Origin of the sequence: Streptomyces sp. WAC 06738 (genome assembly GCF_003945505.1) — a bacterium.
In the GTDB taxonomy this organism is placed as follows: domain Bacteria; phylum Actinomycetota; class Actinomycetes; order Streptomycetales; family Streptomycetaceae; genus Streptomyces.
In genome coordinates this window covers 7039056-7057300 of sequence record NZ_CP029618.1, presented here as the reverse complement: position 1 = coordinate 7057300, position 18245 = coordinate 7039056, and the positions used below count along the sequence as shown (strand labels likewise).

Genomic DNA, 18245 nt, shown 5'->3' with positions numbered 1-18245 from the left:
AAAGATCACTTACAGCGGCTAACACAATGAGGTGGATCGGCCCTGGTGGCCGCTTCCAACACTGGAGTTGAGTGTTCGATCCGGAGTGGAGACACCGCCGTGGATCGTGTCGGATGAGCTGTGGGACCGTAACGAGCCGTTGCTGCTGCAGCGGGAGCGGCGCTTTCGGTATCCCGGGCCGCAGGCCGTTGCCGGACCGGGAGGTGCTGTGCGGGTTCCTTACGTGCTGCATATCGGGATCCAGGGGGAGTACCTGCCACAGGAGCTGGGCTTCGGTTCGGGCATGACGTGCTGGCGCCGGCTGCGGGCGAGCATACTGGGGCTGTTCCGCAGGCAGATGCAGTTGTCGAGGTGCTCGTTGTCCCTCCGTTGCCGTTCGTGAGCAAGTCCCTCGACGGCACGACGGCGATATGGGTGCGGGATCGGCTGGACGGGTTGTGGCACGACGAGGACTTCGCCGGCTGGTATCCGCGCGATGGCCGCCCGGGGCTCTCGCCCGCTCAGTGGGCGACCGAATGCGTGCTGCAGTTCCTGCTCGGTCTGTCGGACCGTCAGGCAGCCGAGGCGGTCCGCTGCCGGATCGATTTCAAGTTAGCGCTGGGCATGGAGCTGGACGATCCCGGTTTCCACCACAGTGAGCTGGCTGACTTCCGCGAGCCCCTAGCCCAGGGCAACCACGCCGACCGCCTCCTCGACCTCGCACTCGCCCGCTTGAAGCAGGCCGGACTCATACGCGAACGCACCACCCAGCGCACCGCCTCCACCCACGTTTTTGGCCGCGGTGCGCGACCTGACCCGGCTGGAGATGGTCACCGAGGCGGTCCGTGCCGCGCTGGGAGAAGTCACCCGCAGCGCCGGGCACCTTCTGGTCGGCCTGGTCGACGAGGAGTGGGAGGACCGCTATGGCCGTCCGGTCCGCCTGGGCAAGAAGACCGCCCGGTTCAAGACCAGGATCCCCGCCGCCGGCGACGACGCCTGCCGGCTGCTGGAACACCTCCAACAGCGTGGGCCGGGCTACCGGCCCGCAGGCCGAGGGATGGTACGGACTTGTCAATACTGCTTCACCCGAACGAGTGGCTTCCGGTTCCCTTCCACCACTGTGCGTGCAACGGTCGAAATGACGTACCCGGGTGTTCGATCCCCGGCTTGGTCAGGTAGCGACTGCGGGGAGGTTCGGCATGGCTTCGTCGGGCGCGTTGCCGCTATTCGCCCCGCCTGCCGACCCTGGCGCGCTGGGCAGGTGGGTGGGCGGCCAGGTGACCGAGCCGAGGGCCCAGGATGGGTTGCGGTCTTCTACGGGCGGGTGTCGACGGAGGACTTCCAGGACCCGGAGACTTCGAAGGGCTGGCAGTTGATGCGGGCGCAGGCGCTGGTCGCCGGGCACGGGCGGGTCACCGCCGAGTTCTTCGATGTCGGGCACAGCCGGGTGCTGCCCTGGCCCCGCCGCCCGGAAGCCGCCCGGCTGATCGACGCCCTAGCCGATCCGGACCGCACCTTCGACGCGGTGGTGATCGGCTCCAGCGAGCGTGCTTTCCACAGCAGCCAGTTCGCCGCCATGGCCCCACTGTTCGAACACCACTAGGTGCGGTTGTGGCTGCCCGAGTTGGGCGGCCCGGTCGACCCCAGCCTGGCCGGGCACGAGGAGCTGATGATCCTGCTGGGGATCCTGTCCAAGCGGGAGATCACCCGCGCCCGGCTGCGCGCCCGGACCGCCATGACCGTCCAGGCCCGCGAACAAAGACGCTACCTCGGCGGCCGGCCGCCCTACGGCTACCGGCTCACCGACGCCGGCCCGCACCCGAACCGGGCCTGGGCACGCCGCGGCGCCCGCGCCCAACGCCTGGAAGCCGACCCCACCACCGCACCCATCGTCTCCTGGATGTTCGCCCAACGCCGCGCAGGCAAGAGCGTGGCGCGCATCGCCCGCGCCCTCAACAACGCGGCGGTGCCGTGTCCGTCGGCCGCCGACCCGGAGCGCAACGCGCACCGCAGCGGCACTCGGTGGACGCTGACCGCGGTGCGCGCAATCCTGGCCAACCCCCGCTACACCGGCCGACAGGTGTGGAACCGCCAGCGCACCGACCAGGAGCTGATCGACCCGGCCAACACCGCCCTCGGCCACCGCGACATCGCCCGCTGGAACCCACCACAGGACTGGATCATCTCCCGCGAGAAAGCCCACCCGGCTCTGGTCAGCGAGGCCGACTTCGTCGCCATCCAGGGCACGCGGGCCACCACCACGACGCCGGGACGCACCTACCTGCTCACCGGGCTGCTGCGCTGCGGCATCTGCGGTCGGCGGATGGAGTCCTGCTGGACCAACGGCCGCCCGGCCTACCGCTGCCGCCACGGCCACACCAGCGCCACCCGCCCCGGCACGGACCGGCCACGGAACGCCTACATCCGCGAGGACCGCATCCTTGCCCGCCTGCCCGCCCTGCTGCTGCGCCTCGGCCACCCCCGCACCGGGGACCACTCCCCCGGCGACCCCTCAGCTAGAGCGGCGGCGGACTGGCTGCGCACCCGGGGCATCAACCTGACCTACGACCCGGCGGACAGCTCCCTGACCGCCGGCACCCCGACGAGAGAAAGGATCATCGTCGGCTGACCTTCACGCCCGCTGACCAGCACCGGGACCGGCCACAACACAAACGCCCGTCCCCCGCCTGGGCGAGACACGGGCGCCAAACCGGCATGCCCTAATTTCGGCAGATATGTACAAATAGTGTGTCCGAGGGGGGACTTGAACCCCCACGCCCTTAACGGGCACTAGCACCTCAAGCTAGCGCGTCTGCCATTCCGCCACCCGGACCGGGTTGCCGTGCCGCGGCAGAGAGCCGCGGGGCACGGCCAACGATACCAAGGATTCCCGGGTCGTTCGCACCGGTATTTGGTTACGGTGCGTGGCCGTTCGTTGCGGGTGGTGACGGGGCGGGCCCCGGCCCGCCGGTGGGGCGGCGGGCCGGGGGGATTCGGGCGGCGGGCGCAGGGCCCCGCCGGGCCGGGGTGGTGGGTGGGGTGGGGCGGGGTGGGGTCAGGCGCGGAGGTGGTGGAGGTGGGTGGCGGAGCGGCGGGCTGTGCTGAGGGAGCCGGCCGGGTTCGTGTCGGGGTTCACCGCGTCGTCGCGTTCGACGAGCCAGTTGTGGTACTTGCGGTACCGGCCGCCGGTGACCGTGCCGATGAAGCGCTGGTAGTCGATGTCCCCGTCGCCCACGTCGGTCATGTGGTAGCCGTCCTGGGACGCCGCGTCGTGCTCGCCGTCCTTCACGTGGAACAGCGGGAAGCGCCGCGGGGCGGCCGTGACGTAGTCCAGCGGGTCGAACGGCGCAGGGGTGCCGTCCGGGCGGACGCTGAAGCGGTGGACGCCGGTGTAGGCCCAGTAGATGTCCATCTCCATGAACACCAGGTCCGGGTCCGTCTCGGCCAGCATCAGGTCGTAGATGCGCACCGTCGGGTCGTCGCTGCAGAAGCCGAACTCGTTGCCGTGGTTGTGCTGGTAGAACCGCAGGCCGCGGCGGTGGGCCGCCGCGCCGTAGGCGTTGAACTCCGCCGAGGCGCGCCTTACCCCGTCGACCGTGGTGCCGTAGCGGAACGGGCCGTCCCAGGTGCCGACGTACGGGAGGTCCAGGGCCTCGGCGTCGTCGAGGACCTGCTCCAGGCTGGTGGCGAAGGAGTAGCCCGCCGGGTCGCCGACGTGGTAAGCGACGTGGCTGCCGATGCCGCGCAGGCCGTGGTCGCGGGCCAGGCGGCGGAGCTGGGGCAGGGTGAGGGGGCCGTTGCCCTGGGTGTAGCCGGCGTACTCGACCTGGTCGTAGCCGTACCGCTCCAGGGCGTCGAAGACCTTGGCGAAGCCGGCCGTGCCGATCTGGTCGCGGAGGGTGTAGAGCTGGATGCCCAGGTTGCCCCGGGGGACGGCCGGGCGGCCGTGGCCGGCGCCCCGCGGCTGCGCGGTGGCGCCGGCGGCGCCCGCGGTGCCGGCGATGGCCGCCGCCGTGGTGCCGGCCGCGACTCCGAGGAATCTGCGTCTGTTGACGGCGTGGTCGAGTTCGTCTCTGTTCTTGGTGGACATGGCAACGCTCCTTGACGGGGATCGGCTAATCGAGACCGGCGAGCGACAGCAGCAGCGACTTCACGTCGGTCGCCGGTACGGGTCCCGAGGTCGCCCCCGGCCGGGTGGTGAGCAGCACGGGGCCGTCGCGCTCGTCGTCCGGGAGGCGGCCGTGGGTGCCGCGTACCGGGGCGGGGTCGAGGGGGACGACGGCCAGGCGGTAGCGCATCCCGGCCTTCTTGCGGGCGATCGCGGAGACGGCCCGCAGACGTACGTACGGGTCGGTGGGGTCCATGAAGAGCTCGGCGGGGTCGTAGCCGGGCTTGCGGTGGATCTCGACGAGCTGGGCGAAGTCCGGGGCACGGTCGTCGTCGAGCCAGTAGTAGTACGTGAACCAGGCGTCCGGCTCCGCCACCGCGACCAGCTCGCCGGCGCGCGGGTGGTCCAGGCCGTGGGCCTTCTTGCCGGAGTCCGAGAGTACGTCGGCGACGCCGGGCAGCTTGGTGAGGATCTCCCGGGTGGCCTCGACGTCGGCCGGGTCGCGGACGTAGACGTGTGCGATCTGGTGGTCGGAGACCGCGAAGGCGCGCGACGCCCACGGGTCCAGGTACTCCATCCCGTCCTGGGTGTAGACCTCCAGCAGCCCGGCCTTGCGCAGCGCGCGGTTGACGTCCACGGGCGTGGTGGCCTGGGTGATGCCGTACTCCGAGAGCACCACGGTCTCCGCGTCCGCCGCCCTGGCGTCCGCCAGCAGCGGCGCCAGCGCGTCGTCCAGCTCGCGCGCGGCGGCGTGCGAGCGCGGGTCGTCGGGGCCGTAGCGCTGGAGGTCGTAGTCGAGGTGCGGGAGGTAGACGAGGGTGAGGTCGGGGCTGTACGCGTCGAGGATGTGCCGCGAGGCGTCGATGATCCACTGCGAGGAGACGATGCTCGCCGTCGGGCCCCAGTAGTTGAAGAGGGGGAACGTGCCGAAGGCGGCGGTCAGTTCGTCGTGCAGCTCCGGCGGCCGGGTGTAGCAGTCGGGCTCCTTGCGGCCGTCGGCGTAGTAGATCGGGCGCGGGGTGACGATGTAGTCGGTGTCCATGCCCATCGCGTACCACCAGCCGACGTTGGCCACGGTGTAGCCGGGGTACGCGCGCCGGGCGGCCTCCCAGAGCTTGTCGCCGCCGACGAGCGCGTTGTGCTGGCGCCACAGGAAGACCTCGCCCAGCTCGCGGAAGTACCAGCCGTTGGCGACGATCCCGTGCTCCGCCGGCGGGGCGCCGGTGAGGATCGTCGACTGCACGGTGCAGGTGACGGCCGGCAGCGGCGGCGTCAGCGCGCTGTTCGAGCCGGCGTCGGCCAGCGCGCGCAGGTTCGGCATGTGGTCGAGGAGGCGCGGCGTGAGGCCGACGACGTCGACGACGACCAGCCGCTTCGGGGGCGTCATGGCAGCTCCTTCAGGCCGAGCGAGGTGAGCAGGTCGCGGGCGACGGACAGTTCGGCGGCGATGCCGTCGGCGAGCTGTGCGCGGCTGCGCGGCCGCAGGTGTGCGGGCAGAGCCTGCCAGGTGTACGTCTCCACTTCCAGGTGTCTCGTCAGCGGCGCCGGACCGCCGACGAGGCGCGCCAGCGTCTCCTCGAGCACCGGCGTCGTCGCCGTCAGCGGCGGCTCCAGCGGCGCGTGCAGCGGTACGTGGAAGTGGGCGCGCCACGGGCCGTCGTCGGGGAGGCCGCCGGCCAGCGCCTCGTCGAGGTCGTCGGTGGCCCGTACGGTGCCGTCGGCGGCGCGGATCCGGGTCTGGTGGAGGAACCGCGGCTCCGCGAAGGCGGCCAGCGCGGTCCGTACCCCGGGATCCGCGGGCCGGTCGGCCACCAGGGCCGCGGAGAGCTGGGACTTGACGATGGGCAGGCCCGCGCCCGTGATGCCGGCGATGGCGGTGGCCGGGTCCTCGAAGGACGTGGCCAGATGGCAGGTGTCGACGCAGACGCCGATACGCTCCGGCGGCGGCGCGCCCTCCGCGGTGAGCGCGGCGACGGCGTCGGCGGTGGTCTCGACGGTGCAGCCGGGCTCCGGCTCCAGGCCGACGCGGATGGAGCGGCCGGTCAGCTCCTCGATGGCGTCGAGGCGCGCGGCCAGGGTGCCGAGCGCCGTCAGCGACGCCTTGCGGGCGGCGTCGTCGAAGTCGGTGCGCCAGGCGAGCGGGAGGGTGGAGATGGTGCCCTCGGTGACGTCGTCGGGCAGCAGCGCGGCGAGCAGCCGGGCCAGCTCGACGGTGTGGTCGAGGCGCTCGGGCTCGGTCCAGTCGGGGCGGTAGACGCGGTACTTGACGACCTGGTCGCCGAACCCCTGGTACGGGAAGCCGTTGAGGGTCACGGCCTCCAGGCCGCGCTCGTCGAGCGCCTTCTTCAGCCGGCGCAGCGCGGCGGGGTCGGAGCCGAGGGTGCGGACGGCGTCGCGCGCGAGCCACAGGCCGATGCCCAGCCGGTCGCGGCCGAGGCGGCGGCGCACCGGCTCGGCGTGGTCGCGCAGTTGCGCCATCACCCCGTCGAGATCCTCGGCGGGATGCACGTTGGTGCAGTACGCGAGATGGACGAGGGAGCCGTCGGGGTGTCGGAACCGCATGGGTCAGCTTCCCCCTCGCAGGATGGAGTTCCCTTCGTACGTGGCGCCGCCGGCCTCGGGCTTCTCCGGCTCCAGCTCCAGCCGGCCGCTCTGGCCGTAGAACTCCACCGGGTTCTGCCAGAGCACCTTGTCGACGTCGGCGTCGGTGAAGCCGGCGGCGAGCATGGCGTCGGCGGTCTTGCGGGTCTTGAGCGGGTCGCTCTTGCCCCAGTCGGCGGCGGAGTTGACGAGCATCCGCTCGGTGCCGTACTCGCGCAGGATGCGGACCATGCGGTCCTCGTCCATCTTGGTGTCGGGATAGATGGAGAAGGCCGCCCAGCAGCCGCTGTCCCGGGCGGCGGCCACCGTCGTCTCGTTGAGGTGGTCGAGGATCACGCGCTCGGGCGCCAGCCTGGACTCGCGGACGACGTCGAGCGTACGGGCAAGGCCCGCTGCCTTGTCGCGGTGCGGCGTGTGCACCATGGCGGGCAGCCCGTGGTCGGCGGCCAGCTCCAACTGGGCGGCCAGCGCGTGGTCCTCCTCGGGGGTCATCGAGTCGTAGCCGATCTCGCCGACGGCGACGACGTGGTCCTTCAGCAGGTAGCGCGGCAGCTCGTCCAGGACCGGCAGGAGGCGCGGGTCGTTGGCCTCCTTGGGGTTGAGGGCGAGCGTGCAGTGGTGCGCGATGCCGTACTGGGCGGCGCGGAACGGCTCCCAGCCGAGCAGCGAGTCGAAGTAGTCGTAGAAGCTCTCCGGGGAGGTGCGGGGCTGCCCCAGCCAGAAGGAGGGCTCGACGAGGGCGCGCACGCCCGCGTCGTACATCGCGGCGTAGTCATCGGTCGTGCGGGACGTCATGTGGATGTGCGGGTCGAAGATGCGCATCACACCTCCTTGCGGGTCAGGGCGAGGATCCGGTCGAGGTCCGCCGGCACGGCGCGGCCGGCGGCCGTCCGCTCGCGGGCGTAGTCGTCGAGCATGCGGGCGAGTTCGCCGTCGCCCGCGGCGCGGTCGGCGAGACCGGCGATCTCGTCGGCGGGCACGCCGGTGAAGAGGCACTTGAGGACGGCCTGCCGCCAGGCGTGGTCGCCCAGGTGCTCGGCGGCGTACGGGCCGAGGGCGGCGGCGACCAGGCGGGTGTCGTTGGTCCGCAGCGCGTCCTCGATCAGCGGTACGGCGCCGGGGCCGAGGCCCAGGTGCGGCAGGGCACGCAGCACGGCTCGGCGTTCCGCGGCGTCCCCGCGGTCGTAGACGCGGGTGGCGACCTGCTCGTCGGCGCGGGCGGCGTGCAGGATCAGCACGCGCACGGCGTCGGCGGCCCCGGCCCCGGCGCGGCGGCGCGCGGCGGCGAAGTGGGCCTCCCAGGCGAGCAGTCCCGCGCTGGGTCCCGGGGTGCCGGCGGCGGCGTCGGCGAGGGCGGCGGCGAGCCATTCGCGCGCCTCGGGCGCGAGACCGGCCTCGACGGACGCGCGCAGGGCGGCGACCGTCGCGGCCGCCGGGGCGGAGGCGGCGGCGGGTGCGGCGGGGTCGGTAGCGGGTGCGGCGGGGTCGGGGGTCACCACTGCGCGGCTCCTTTCACTCGGGTCACGGATGCGGCACGCGGCGCGCGGGTCCCGGTGAGCCGCGCGGCCCCGGCGGGCCGGCGGGCCCCGGGCGGCCGGGCGGCGGTGGCGGGCAGGTACGGCGGGCCGGGTTCGTACGGGAGGCTCAGCACGGCACCGGCCCCCTCGCCCGCGCCTCTTCCTCCGCCGCGCGCAGGAAGCGGATGGAGCTGCTCGCCAGCTCGGGGCCGGCGTGCGAGTGCCGGGGCAGCTCGACGCTGATCAGGCCCTGGTAGCCGGTGGTCTGCAGGGCTTCGAGCACCGAGGGGAAGCCGATCTCGCCCTCGCCGAAGGGCAGGTGCTCGTGCACGCCCCGGCACATGTCCTCGATCTGCACGTGCGCGAGCCAGGGCGCGGCGGCCCGTACGCAGTCGGCGGGCAGCGCCTCCTCCAGGCACTGGCAGTGCCCGATGTCGAGGGTGAGCGCCAGCGCCGGCGGGTCGTCCAGCTCCCCGCGCAGCCGGTGGAACCCGGCGAGGTCGTACAGCAGATGGCCGGGCTCCGGCTCGATGGCCAGCGGCACGCCGGCGGCGTCCGCGGCCTGGAGCACCGGGATCAGCTCCTCGCCCAGCCGCTTCCAGGCGTCCGGCTCGGAGACCCCGTACGGGCGCGTGCCGCTGAAGCAGTGCACGGCGTTGGCGCCCAGCTCGGCGGCGACGTTCACGGCGGTGCGCAGCAGCCGGGAGCGTACGGCACGGGCCTCGGGGTCGGGGTCGAGCAGGGTGGGGTGGTGCTTGCGGCGCGGGTCGAGGACGTAGCGGGCGCCGGTCTCGATGGTCACCGCGAGCCCGTGCCGCGCCAGCAGCCGCCGCACGGTGGCCGTGCGGGCGGGCAGGTCGGGCGCGAGCGGGTCGAGGTGCATGTGGTCGAGGGTGAGCGCGATGCCGTCGTAGCCGAGGTCGGCGAGGAGCGCGACGGCGTCGGTCAGCCGCAGGTCGGTGAGGCCGTTGGTGCCGTAGGCCAGGCGCAGCCGGCTCATGTGGGGCTCACCTTCCGCGCGAGCCGGCGGGCGACGGGCACGAGGGCCAGCAGCGCGGCGGCGCTGCCGGGCGCGCCGGCACGGGCGGCGAGGGCGGACTGCAGCGGGATCATGGCGCGGATGCCGCCGCCGACGGCGCGCTGGGTGAGCTGCGGGCTGGGGTTGAGCGCGGCGTGCAGGTACGGGCGGACGGCGGTGGCGGCGTACGCGCCGGCGAGGAGGTCGCCGGGGGTGAGCGCCAGCCGGGGTCCGGTGGGTGGCGGGGCGCCGTCCGCCCGGGGGTGCGGATCCGGTTGCGGATACGGGTCGTTGCCGCGGCGCAGGGTGGCGGCGACGGCGGTGGTGACGGCGAGGCCGACGAGCGGGACGGCCGTCGACCCGCCCTCGACCTCGCGGCGGGAGACGACGGTGACCGCGTAGGTGTGGACGCCGAGGAGCACGGCGGCGGCGAGCGGTCCGTCCGCCCAGCCGTCGCCGCCCTGGAGGTGGCGCAGGGCGGACGGGGCCGTGCCGGCCGGCGGCGGGGCCCCGCGGGCAGAACGGGCCTGGGTGGCCGCGGCGCCGAGGAGCAGGTCCAGGGTGCGGGCGGCGGCCATCGCGGCGGGGCCCGCGGGGGTGTTCTTCAGCTTCAGGTCGTACGCCCACACCGCCCCCGCGAGCGCGGTGGCGAGCGCGAGCGGGCGGCGGCCCGCGGCGGCGGCCAGGCCGAGGCTCGCCGCGGTCAGGGCGGCGGCAGCGGCCAGGGCGGCGCGGGGGGTGATCCGGCCGGAGGGCAGCGGGCGGTGCGGGCGCTCGACGGCGTCGACGTCGCGGTCGGCGTAGTCGTTGAGCGCCATGCCCGCCTCGTAGAGGCAGAGGGAGGAGCCGATGGCCAGCGCGGTGCCGCGGTTGGGCCGCAGCCCGGCGGCGGCGGCGCCGGCGAGGGCGTCGCCGGGGACGGTGAACAGCGCGGAGACGCGGAGCAGTTCGACCCAGGCGCGCATCTGCGCGGCAGGCGACGCGGGCTGCTTGCGCCCCTGGGCGCTGCGCGCCTGCGGCTCGATCGGCCCGGCGGTACGCGGCCGGCGCAGCACGGCGCCGGGGACGGCGGCGGCGAGCAGCGCCACTCCCCCGGCCACGGCGGCGGCGGGCCCGCGGCCCGGCGGAGCGGCGGCACCGTCCCGCCGTACCCGCGCGGCCACCCCCGCGGCGGCCGCACCCAGCAGGACCCCGGAGACGGCGGCGACGGGCGCGGCCCGCCGGCGCCGGACGGCTGCTCCCGCGCCCAGCGCGAGCATCCCGGCGGCGCCCGCCACCGCGGCGGCCGGCGCCGCCCGGCGGGCCCGCGCGATGGCGACGGCGCCCAGGACACCCGCCCCGGCCGCACCGGCGCCCGCGCCCAGCGCGAGCAGCCGCATGCCGCCCCGCCGCCGCACCCGCTGCGCCGCGCTCATCGCGCGACCCGCAGGCGCTCCGCGACCGAGAGCAGTTCCCGCCACTGGTCGGCGAGCCCGGGCGGGCCGCCGTCCGGGTCCTTGAAGAAGAAGCCGAGGCCCGGCACCGGACCCGACATCCCGGTCTCGTGGGCGCGGGCGACGATCCGGACCAGGTCGAGGACGAGCGGCGCGGCGAGCGCGGAGTCGCAGCCCTGCCAGATGGTCTGGAGCACCATGCGGGTGCCGAGGAAGCCGTCGAAGACGACGTGGTCCCAGGCGGTCTTCCAGTCGCCGAGGGCGGGGACGTCGTCGATGTGCACCTCGCCGTCGACACCGGCGCCGAGGGAGTCGACGAGCACCCGCTCCTTGCCGACGTTCTTGGCCGCCGCGGCGGCCGGGTCGCCGGCGAGGTTGGCGCCGTCGCCGCCGCCGAGGAGGTTGGTGCCGGACCAGGCCCGTACCTCCAGCGCGCGCTGGAGGAACATCGGCGCCAGCACGGAGCGCAGCAGGGTCTGGCCGGTCTTGCCGTCGCGGCCGGCGTACGGCAGGCCGGAGGCGGCGGCGAGCTCGCGCAGCCGCGGGTGGTGCATGCCGGTGGAGGGGGTGAAGTTGACGTACGCGCAGCCGGCCTTCAGGGCGGCGGCGGCGTAGCAGGACGAGGCGGGCAGCGCGTCGCCGGCGGCGACCGGCTCGGTGGAGGCGACGTTGACGACGACGGCGCGCGCGAGGTTGCGGCGGCGGACGAAGTCGGTGATGTCGGCCGCGTAGGAGTCGATGAGCGCCTCCTCGTCGTACGGTTCGCCGGGCTCCGGGCCGCCGTTCCTTATCTCCTCGTCGGCGGCGGCCAGCTCGGCGGCGACGGCGGCGGGCAGCCCGTGCGGGAGTACGCCGCCGGCGGCGAGTTCGTCCGCGCGCTTGGGCAGCGGGGTGCAGGCGACGTCGTGGCCGCCGAAGACCAGCCGGGCGGGCGCCGGCAGCCCGCAGTCGGCGAACGGCGCGGTCTCGGTGACCATGCCGGCCGCGGGGTGGAGTCCGGCGGCCAGGGCGGCGCAGCCGGTGATCACGGTCGTGGCGACGGAGCCGCGGGCGCCGATGAGCCAGACGCCGGTATCGGCCGTCACCGGGTTCGCCGGTTGCGGCGCTGTGTCTTGTCTGTGGACCGTCACGGCTGCTGCCTCCCACGTGTGTTCAGTTCAGATACACGGTGCGCCCGTGGGCGGGAGGCGTCGTGACCTCCCGCCCACGGCGTTCACGGGAGATCCTTCACCAGGATGTTGCGGAACGACACCTGGTCGTCCGCACCGTGGTTCTGGATCCCGATGTGTCCGTCCGCAAGGCTGCGGGCGGGGTCGGTGTTCGTGAAGTCGTTGATCTTCACGTCGTTGAGCCAGATCTGCAGGCGCTCACCCTCGACGCGGAGTTCGAAGGTGTTCCACTCGCCGGGCGGGTTGAGCGCCTCGTCGCGCGCGGCGATGTCGGCGGACTGGAAGCCGTAGACGGCGCCCGTGGTCCGGTCCGGGGAGTCGGTGGCGTCGATCTGGATCTCATAGCCGTTGTTCACGGCCGACCAGGGGTCGTCGGAGGGCGGGAACCCGATGAAGACGCCGGAGTTGTCGTCGCCCTCCATGCGCCAGTCGAGCTTGAGGGAGTACGAGCCGAACTGCCTGGCCTCGTACCACAGCATGCCCATGCCGCCCTCCGAGGTCAGGATGCCGTCCTCCAGGCGGAACGAGCCCGGCCCGGCCTGCTTCCAGCCCTCGGTGGAAGTGCCGTCGAAGATCGGAGTGTAGTCGCTCTCGGCAGAACTGCAGTCCGATTCGACGGCCCCGGCGGCGTACTGGATGCCGCCGAGCAGATGGGCGCGGAACTCGGGCTCCGCGTACGACTCCTTGGTGTGGCCGAGGCCCGTGTAGAAGGACCGGCCGCTCTCGTAGGTCTGGCACCAGGAGATGGGGTGGTCGCCGCCCATGTTGCCGCCGCTGTACGAGCCCTCGTCGAGGGTCGCCAGGACGCGGGCCTGCTCGCGCGGGTTGGTGCGGTAGTTGTACCACTCGTCGGTACGCACCCACTCGTCGCCCAGGTGCGCGGTGGCGGGGTGGTCGTGGTCCTCGACCTTCACCGTCGCCTGCTGTATCTGCGGGTGCGAGTGGAAGTACGCGCCGACGAGGCCGCCGTAGAACGGCCAGTCGTACTCGGTGTCGGCGGCGGCGTGCACGCCGACGTAGCCGCCGCCCGCGCGCACGTAGTTCTCGAAGGCCCGCTGCTGCTTGGCGTCGAGCACGTCGCCGGTGGTGGAGAGGAAGACGACGGCGTCGTACTGCTGGAGGGTGCCGGGCGTGAACACGCCGGCGTTCTCGGTGGTGTCGACGGTGAAGCCGTGGTCGGCGCCGAGCTGCTTGATGGTCTCGATGCCGTCGGGGATGGAGTCGTGGCGGAAGCCGGCGGTCTTGGAGAAGACGAGCACGTGCTCGCCCTCCGCCTTCTTCCCCGGCTTCTCGGCGACCGCGGACGTGCTCATGGCCAGGGTGGTCAGTACGACCGCCGCCGTCGCGAGTGCGAGGCGTCCGGGAGCTTTCACAGTGCGCTCCTTGAGGGTCTCGTCGGGTGGGACGCCCCGCCGGCCGGAGCCGGCGGGGCGGTGGGGGGAGCTATCCGGTGGTGAGGGTGAAGTCGTCGACGTCGTACAGCGGGTCCGTACTGCTGCCGGCGAAGACGAGGTAGAGCTTCGTGGTGCCGTCCGGGGCGCCCGACAGGGTCGCCGTGACGTCCTGGAACGTGTCCCATCCGCCGGTGACCGGCACCTCGGTCGAGCCGAGGAGCGTCCCGTCGGGGGCGCCCGCGCGCACCTCCAGGGTGCCGCCGGCGCCGGCGGAGGAGATCCGGGCGGTGAGCCCGGTGACGTCGGACAGGACCCAGGGCTCGAAGGCGATCCAGTCGCCGGCGTGGATGTCGCCGACCGTCTTGCCGCCGTTGGCCGCGGGCTTGCTCTGCGGCGCGACGCCCTGGGAGCCGTCGTAGTGCTCGGCCTGGCGGTGCTTGGGCTGCAGCTTGGCCTGGTCGGTCCCGGTGAGGGCGGACTGGCCGCCGCCTCCGCCGTCGGTGTACGTGGCGGTGAGGCCGCCGTAGAGGTTGGCGTTGGGGTCGTGCTCGCCGTCCGCTGCGGTCTTCAGGGTGCCGCTGCAGCCGTTGGCGCTGGTCATCTCGTGGCCGTGGGAGTCGTGGCCGAGGATGTAGGCGACCCGGACCTTACCGCAGTCGACGCTCTCGTCCTCCGGGTCGGCGACGGTGACCTCGAAGGGCACGTCGTCGCCGAAGGAGAAGGACTGGCCGTCCCGCGGCAGGTCCAGGGTCACGGTGGGCGCGGTGTTGCCGACGGTGATCTGCACGTTGGCGCTGCCGGTGAGGCCGCCGGGGTCGGTGGCGGTGAGGGTGACGTTGTACGTGCCGTTCTCCGCGTACGTGTGCGCGGGGTCGGCCTGGTCGGAGGTGGCGCCGTCGCCGAAGTCCCAGGAGTACGTCAGCTCGGTGCTGTCGGGGTCGGTGGTGCCGGCGGAGGAGAACTGCACGGCCAGGGGTGCCTGTCCGGAGGTCTTGTCGGCGCTCGCCTCGGCGACCGGCGAGGCGCCGCCGGTCATGTTCTCGATGCGGTAGAGGGCGGAGTTCTCGTCGCCGCCGAAGTAGCCGGTGCCGTAGTCGAGGACGTAGAGGGCGCCGTCCGGGCCGAAGTCCATGTCCATGACCTGCGTGCCGGACCAGGGGAAGTCGTTGATGGCGGCGACGGTGCCGTCGCCGCCCTGCTCGATCCGCTTGATCCACTTGCGGCCGAACTCGCCGGCGAAGAAGTTCCCTTCGAATTCGGCGGGGAAGGCGACCGCGGAGCCGTCGTCGACCTCGTCCTGGCGGTAGACGGGGCCGCCCATCGGGGACTCGGAGCCGTTGCCGAATTCGGGGACGGAGTTGCCGTCGTAGGGGATCCACGCGGGCTGGGCGGGGGGCAGTTCCGTCAGGCCGGTGTTGTGCGGCGAGTCGTTGACGGGCGCGCCGCAGTCGAAGGCCGCCCCGGAGGCGCCGGAGCCGAAGTCGTAGTCCTTGTACGCGTCGTTGTCGCCGGTGCAGTACGGCCAGCCGAAGTTGCCCGCCTCGGTGATACGGGCGAACTCGACCTGCCCCGCGGGCCCGCGGGTGTCGCTTGCGGTGCCGGCGTCGGGGCCGTAGTCGCCGACGTAGACGGTGCCGGTGGCCTTGTCGACGCTGAGCCGGAACGGGTTGCGGAAGCCCATGGCGTAGATCTCGGGGCGCGTCTTCTCGGTGCCGGGCGCGAAGAGGTTGCCGTCCGGGATGTCGTACGAACCGTCCGCGTCGACCTTGATCCGCAGGACCTTGCCCCGCAGGTCGTTGGTGTTGCCGGCGGAGCGCTGGGCGTCGAACGCGGGGTTGCGCGTGGCGCGTTCGTCGATGGGCGTGTAGCCGTCGGAGGCGAACGGGTTGGTGTCGTCCCCGGTGGAGAGGTACAGGTTGCCCTCGGCGTCGAAGTCGATGTCGCCGCCGGTGTGGCAGCACAGGCCGCGGGAGGCGGGCACGTCCAGGACCGCCTTCTCGCTGCCGGTGTCGAGGGTGCCGTCGTCCTTCAGGACGAAGCGGGAGAGCCGGTTGACGCCGTCGAACGGCGCGAAGTCGGCGGCGCTGCCGTCCGACGGGGCGTCGCCCGCCGGGGTGTCCAGGGGCGGGGCGTAGTAGAGGTAGACGAACCGGTTCTGCGCGAAGCCCGGGTCGACCCCGACGCCTTGCAGGCCCTCCTCGTCGTGGTTGTACACGGCGAGCTTGCCCGCGACCTTCGTCGTACCGGCGGCGTCCGTGAGCCGTACCGTTCCGTCGCGCGAGGTGTGCAGCACGGACCGGTCGGGGAGCACCGCCATGGTCATCGGCTCGCCCATCTCGGGCTCGCCCTTGGCCAGCGTCACCTGCTGGAACTCCGCCGCGGCCGGGGCCTCGTGGTCCTCGCCCGGGTGCGCGGCGCCGGTGGCGGACGTGCCCAGCACGAGGGCCGGCGCGGCCAGCAGGGCCGCCACCGTCCTCGTGAGCGTTCTCCGGATCTTTCTGGTGTGCACCTGATCTCTCCTGCCGAGAGTGGGGGGTTTATGTCAGGGACATCACAGGAACGTAACCGCCTTTTGCAGGATAGAGAAGCCCTTTGACAGGACTTCAGTTATCTTCATCCTTGATAAGGACAAAGTGCCCCCCGGACATGCCGGAGCGGCCCGGCGGCGGGTGCCGCCGCCGGGCTGCGCTCCGCGCCGCTGCGGCGGTCAGTCGCCCCCGAAGGCGGCGTCGAACGACGCCTGCGGAGGCTCGAAGTCGAGCGCCTTGAGCGCCCGCAGCGCCTCCGGCGCGCCCTGCAGCCGGTCCATGCCGGCGTCCTCCCACTCCACCGAGATGGGCCCCTCGTAGCCGATCGAGCGGAGCATCCGGAAGACGTCCTCCCACGGCACGTCGCCGTGTCCGGCCGAGACGAAGTCCCAGCCGCGGCGCGGGTCGCCCCAGGGCAGGTGCGAGCCGAGCCGGCCGTTGCGGCCGTCGAGCCGCTTGCGGGCCTCCTTGCAGTCCACGTGGTAGATGCGGTCCTTGAAGTCCCACAGGAAGCCGACCGGGTCGAGGTCCTGCCAGACGAAGTGGCTGGGGTCGAAGTTCAGCCCGAAGGCGGGCCGGTGGCCGATCGCCTCCATCGCCCGGTGCGTCGTCCAGTAGTCGTACGCGATCTCGGACGGGTGCACCTCGTGCGCGAAGCGCACGCCCTCGGCGTCGAACACGTCGAGGATCGGGTTCCAGCGGTCGGCGAAGTCCTGGTAGCCGCGCTCGATCATGTGCGGCGGGACCGGCGGGAACATCGCCACGAGATGCCAGATCGACGAGCCGGTGAAGCCGATGACGGTGTCGACGCCGAAGGCCGCCGCCGCCCGCGCGGTGTCGGCGATCTCGGCGGCGGCCCGCTGCCGGACGCCCTCGGGCTCGCCGTCGCCCCAGATCCGGGCCGGGAGGATGGCCTGGTGGCGCTCGTCGATGGGGTGGTCGCAGACCGCCTGGCCCACCAGGTGGTTGGAGATGGCCCAGCACTTCAGGCCGTACTTCTCCAGCAACTGGTGGCGGCCGTCGAGGTAGCCGGGCTCGTTCAGGGCCTTGTCCACCTCGAAGTGGTCGCCCCAGCAGGCGAGTTCGAGGCCGTCGTAGCCGAAGTCGCGGGCCAGCCGGCAGACCTCCTCCAGGGGGAGGTCCGCCCACTGGCCGGTGAACAGGGTGAAGGACCGGGGCATCGTGTGCTGCCTCTTTCTCCGGAGTGCCTCCGGGGGTGGTGGGCTGATCCGGGTGGGGTCAGGTGGTTTGACCGGCTTGCACCACGGGCGTGAAGACGGCGTTCTTCTCCGCGCTCTCCTCGACGGCCGCCAGCACCCGCTGGACCTGCAGCCCGTCCGCGAAGGACGGCGCGGGCTGCGCGCCGGTGGCGATGGCGTGGACGAGGTCGCGGGCCTGGTGCACGAAGGTGTGCTCGTACCCGAGGCCGTGGCCCGGCGGCCACCACGCCTCCAGGTAGGGGTGCTCCGGCTCGGTGACCAGGACCCGCCGGAAGCCGGCGGTCTCGGCCGGCTCGGCGTGGTCGTGCAACTGCAGCTCGTTCAGGCGCTCCAGGTCGAAGGAGAGGGAGCCGTGCTCGCCGTTCAGCTCCACCGACAGGGCGTTCTTGCGGCCCGCGGCCATCCGGCTGACCTCGAAGGACGCCAGCGCGCCCGAGGCCAGCCGGCCGGTGAACAGGGCGGCGTCGTCCACCGTGACCGGACCGCGCTCGCCGCCGCCGGCCGCCGCGCCGGAGAGCCCCGCCGCCGCCGACGGCAGCGGCCGCTCCTTCACGAACGTCTCGGTCTGCGCCGAGACGCCCACCAGCGGCTCGCCGGTGAGGAACTGCGCGAGGTCGACGATGTGCGCGCCGAGGTCGCCGAGCGCCCCGGAGCCCGCCTTCTCCTTCTGCATCCGCCAGGCGAGCGGAAACTCCGGGTCGACGAGCCAGTCCTGCAGGTACGTCACACGCACGTGCCGCAGCGCACCCAGCCGGCCGCGGGCGATCAGCTCGCGCGCGTACGCCAGGGCCGGCACCCGGCGGTAGTTGAAGCCGACCATCGCGAGCTGCCCGCGCTCCCGCGCCCGCGCCGCGGCGTCGACCATCGCCTCGGCCTCGGCGACGGTGTTGGCGAGCGGCTTCTCGCACAGCACGTGCTTGCCCGCCTCCAGCGCGGCGATGGCGATCTCCGCGTGGCTGTCGCCCGGCGTGCAGACGTCGACGAGCTGCACGTCGTCCCGGGTGATGAGCCGGCGCCAGTCGGTCTCCGCGGCGGCCCAGCCCATCTTGCGGGCCGCCGTGGCCACCTTGTCCTCGTCGCGGCCGCAGATCGCGGCCATGACGGGAGTCAGCGGAAGGTCGAAGACGCGGGCGGCGGTCCGCCAGCCCTGCGAATGGGCCGCCCCCATGAACGCGTAGCCGACCATGCCGACGCCGAGCGCGGGTGCGGTCGTGTCGTGGGACATAGAACTCCTTGTCAGTAGGCTGCTTCCGGCGCGCCGCAGCGGTCGTTCCGGCA

Annotated in this window: 15 protein-coding genes, 1 tRNA gene and 1 pseudogene; 4 read left to right on the top strand and 13 right to left on the bottom strand. The window is 73.2% G+C overall.

Annotated features, from left to right (window positions below; genetic code table 11):
• Positions 1-85: 85 nt before the first annotated feature.
• From DMB38_RS37275 to DMB38_RS30775, 4 genes and pseudogenes are all read left to right on the top strand, one after another.
• Positions 86-307, top strand: a pseudogene (locus DMB38_RS37275) (IS5/IS1182 family transposase); the annotation flags it as partial.
• The gene (locus tag DMB38_RS30780; protein ID WP_346429530.1) at positions 289-1158 is read left to right on the top strand and encodes a transposase; all 870 of its coding nucleotides are present in this window, start codon (positions 289-291) and stop codon (positions 1156-1158) included. The pseudogene DMB38_RS37275 and the gene DMB38_RS30780, both read left to right, overlap by 19 nt.
• 145 nt (positions 1159-1303) lie before the next feature.
• A complete protein-coding gene (locus tag DMB38_RS37270; protein WP_240662555.1) occupies positions 1304-1582 on the top strand; it encodes a hypothetical protein in 279 nt (92 codons plus the stop codon).
• Positions 1583-2608 carry a recombinase family protein gene (locus DMB38_RS30775; protein WP_240662554.1) on the top strand — a complete coding sequence of 342 codons (1026 nt, stop codon included), beginning with the start codon at positions 1583-1585 and terminating at the stop codon, positions 2606-2608. It begins immediately after the preceding gene.
• 120 nt (positions 2609-2728) lie between these two features.
• Here the strand turns inward: DMB38_RS30775 and DMB38_RS30770 are convergent.
• From DMB38_RS30770 to DMB38_RS30710, 13 genes are all read right to left on the bottom strand, one after another.
• Positions 2729-2812: transfer RNA gene (locus DMB38_RS30770), tRNA-Leu, on the bottom strand.
• Between the two features lie 222 nt (positions 2813-3034).
• On the bottom strand, positions 3035-4069 hold the full coding sequence (locus DMB38_RS30765) for a sugar phosphate isomerase/epimerase (RefSeq protein WP_125937886.1): 1035 nt from the start codon (positions 4067-4069) through the stop codon (positions 3035-3037).
• Between the two features lie 25 nt (positions 4070-4094).
• Positions 4095-5474, bottom strand: a complete 1380-nt coding sequence (locus DMB38_RS30760; protein WP_125937885.1) for a nucleotide pyrophosphatase/phosphodiesterase family protein — start codon at positions 5472-5474, stop codon at positions 4095-4097.
• Positions 5471-6649: a metabolite traffic protein EboE gene (gene eboE / locus DMB38_RS30755; RefSeq protein ID WP_125937884.1), complete on the bottom strand. Its 1179-nt coding sequence runs from the start codon at positions 6647-6649 to the stop codon at positions 5471-5473. The genes DMB38_RS30760 and eboE overlap by 4 nt, the downstream gene beginning before the upstream one ends.
• Before the next feature lie 3 nt (positions 6650-6652).
• Complete coding sequence (locus DMB38_RS30750; protein ID WP_047018833.1) at positions 6653-7510, bottom strand: TatD family hydrolase; 858 nt, start codon at positions 7508-7510, stop codon at positions 6653-6655.
• The gene (locus tag DMB38_RS30745) at positions 7510-8187 is read right to left on the bottom strand and encodes an EboA domain-containing protein (protein ID WP_125937883.1); all 678 of its coding nucleotides are present in this window, start codon (positions 8185-8187) and stop codon (positions 7510-7512) included. The genes DMB38_RS30750 and DMB38_RS30745 overlap by 1 nt, the downstream gene beginning before the upstream one ends.
• A 145-nt stretch (positions 8188-8332) precedes the next feature.
• Positions 8333-9205, bottom strand: coding sequence for a sugar phosphate isomerase/epimerase family protein (locus tag DMB38_RS30740; protein WP_047018830.1), 873 nt, complete (start codon positions 9203-9205; stop codon positions 8333-8335).
• On the bottom strand, positions 9202-10602 hold the full coding sequence (locus tag DMB38_RS30735) for an SCO3242 family prenyltransferase (RefSeq protein ID WP_346429544.1): 1401 nt from the start codon (positions 10600-10602) through the stop codon (positions 9202-9204). Before DMB38_RS30735 ends, DMB38_RS30740 begins: the two co-directional genes overlap by 4 nt.
• A 32-nt stretch (positions 10603-10634) precedes the next feature.
• Positions 10635-11786 carry an inositol-3-phosphate synthase gene (locus DMB38_RS30730; protein ID WP_125937882.1) on the bottom strand — a complete coding sequence of 384 codons (1152 nt, stop codon included), beginning with the start codon at positions 11784-11786 and terminating at the stop codon, positions 10635-10637.
• An 83-nt stretch (positions 11787-11869) separates the two neighbouring features.
• The gene (locus tag DMB38_RS30725; RefSeq protein WP_240662779.1) at positions 11870-13138 is read right to left on the bottom strand and encodes a ThuA domain-containing protein; all 1269 of its coding nucleotides are present in this window, start codon (positions 13136-13138) and stop codon (positions 11870-11872) included.
• A 130-nt stretch (positions 13139-13268) separates the two neighbouring features.
• Positions 13269-15728, bottom strand: a complete 2460-nt coding sequence (locus DMB38_RS30720) for a PQQ-dependent sugar dehydrogenase (RefSeq protein ID WP_125937880.1) — start codon at positions 15726-15728, stop codon at positions 13269-13271.
• 198 nt (positions 15729-15926) lie between these two features.
• Positions 15927-16928, bottom strand: a complete 1002-nt coding sequence (locus DMB38_RS30715; protein WP_125937879.1) for a sugar phosphate isomerase/epimerase family protein — start codon at positions 16926-16928, stop codon at positions 15927-15929.
• A gap of 58 nt (positions 16929-16986) precedes the next feature.
• A complete protein-coding gene (locus tag DMB38_RS30710) occupies positions 16987-18192 on the bottom strand; it encodes a Gfo/Idh/MocA family oxidoreductase (RefSeq protein ID WP_125937878.1) in 1206 nt (401 codons plus the stop codon).
• Positions 18193-18245: the final 53 nt, after the last annotated feature.

What these genes read in the sequence shown, in the direction of transcription:
- DMB38_RS30765 (WP_125937886.1), bottom strand. Translation starts at nt 4,069, where the DNA reads ATGTCCACCAAGAACAGAGACGAACTCGACCACGCCGTCAACAGACGC.
- DMB38_RS30760 (WP_125937885.1), bottom strand. Translation starts at nt 5,474, where the DNA reads ATGACGCCCCCGAAGCGGCTGGTCGTCGTCGACGTCGTCGGCCTCACG.
- eboE (WP_125937884.1), bottom strand. Translation starts at nt 6,649, where the DNA reads ATGCGGTTCCGACACCCCGACGGCTCCCTCGTCCATCTCGCGTACTGC.
- DMB38_RS30750 (WP_047018833.1), bottom strand. Translation starts at nt 7,510, where the DNA reads ATGCGCATCTTCGACCCGCACATCCACATGACGTCCCGCACGACCGAT.
- DMB38_RS30740 (WP_047018830.1), bottom strand. Translation starts at nt 9,205, where the DNA reads ATGAGCCGGCTGCGCCTGGCCTACGGCACCAACGGCCTCACCGACCTG.
- DMB38_RS30735 (WP_346429544.1), bottom strand. Translation starts at nt 10,602, where the DNA reads ATGCGGCTGCTCGCGCTGGGCGCGGGCGCCGGTGCGGCCGGGGCGGGT.
- DMB38_RS30725 (WP_240662779.1), bottom strand. Translation starts at nt 13,138, where the DNA reads ATGAGCACGTCCGCGGTCGCCGAGAAGCCGGGGAAGAAGGCGGAGGGC.
- DMB38_RS30715 (WP_125937879.1), bottom strand. Translation starts at nt 16,928, where the DNA reads ATGCCCCGGTCCTTCACCCTGTTCACCGGCCAGTGGGCGGACCTCCCC.
- DMB38_RS30710 (WP_125937878.1), bottom strand. Translation starts at nt 18,192, where the DNA reads ATGTCCCACGACACGACCGCACCCGCGCTCGGCGTCGGCATGGTCGGC.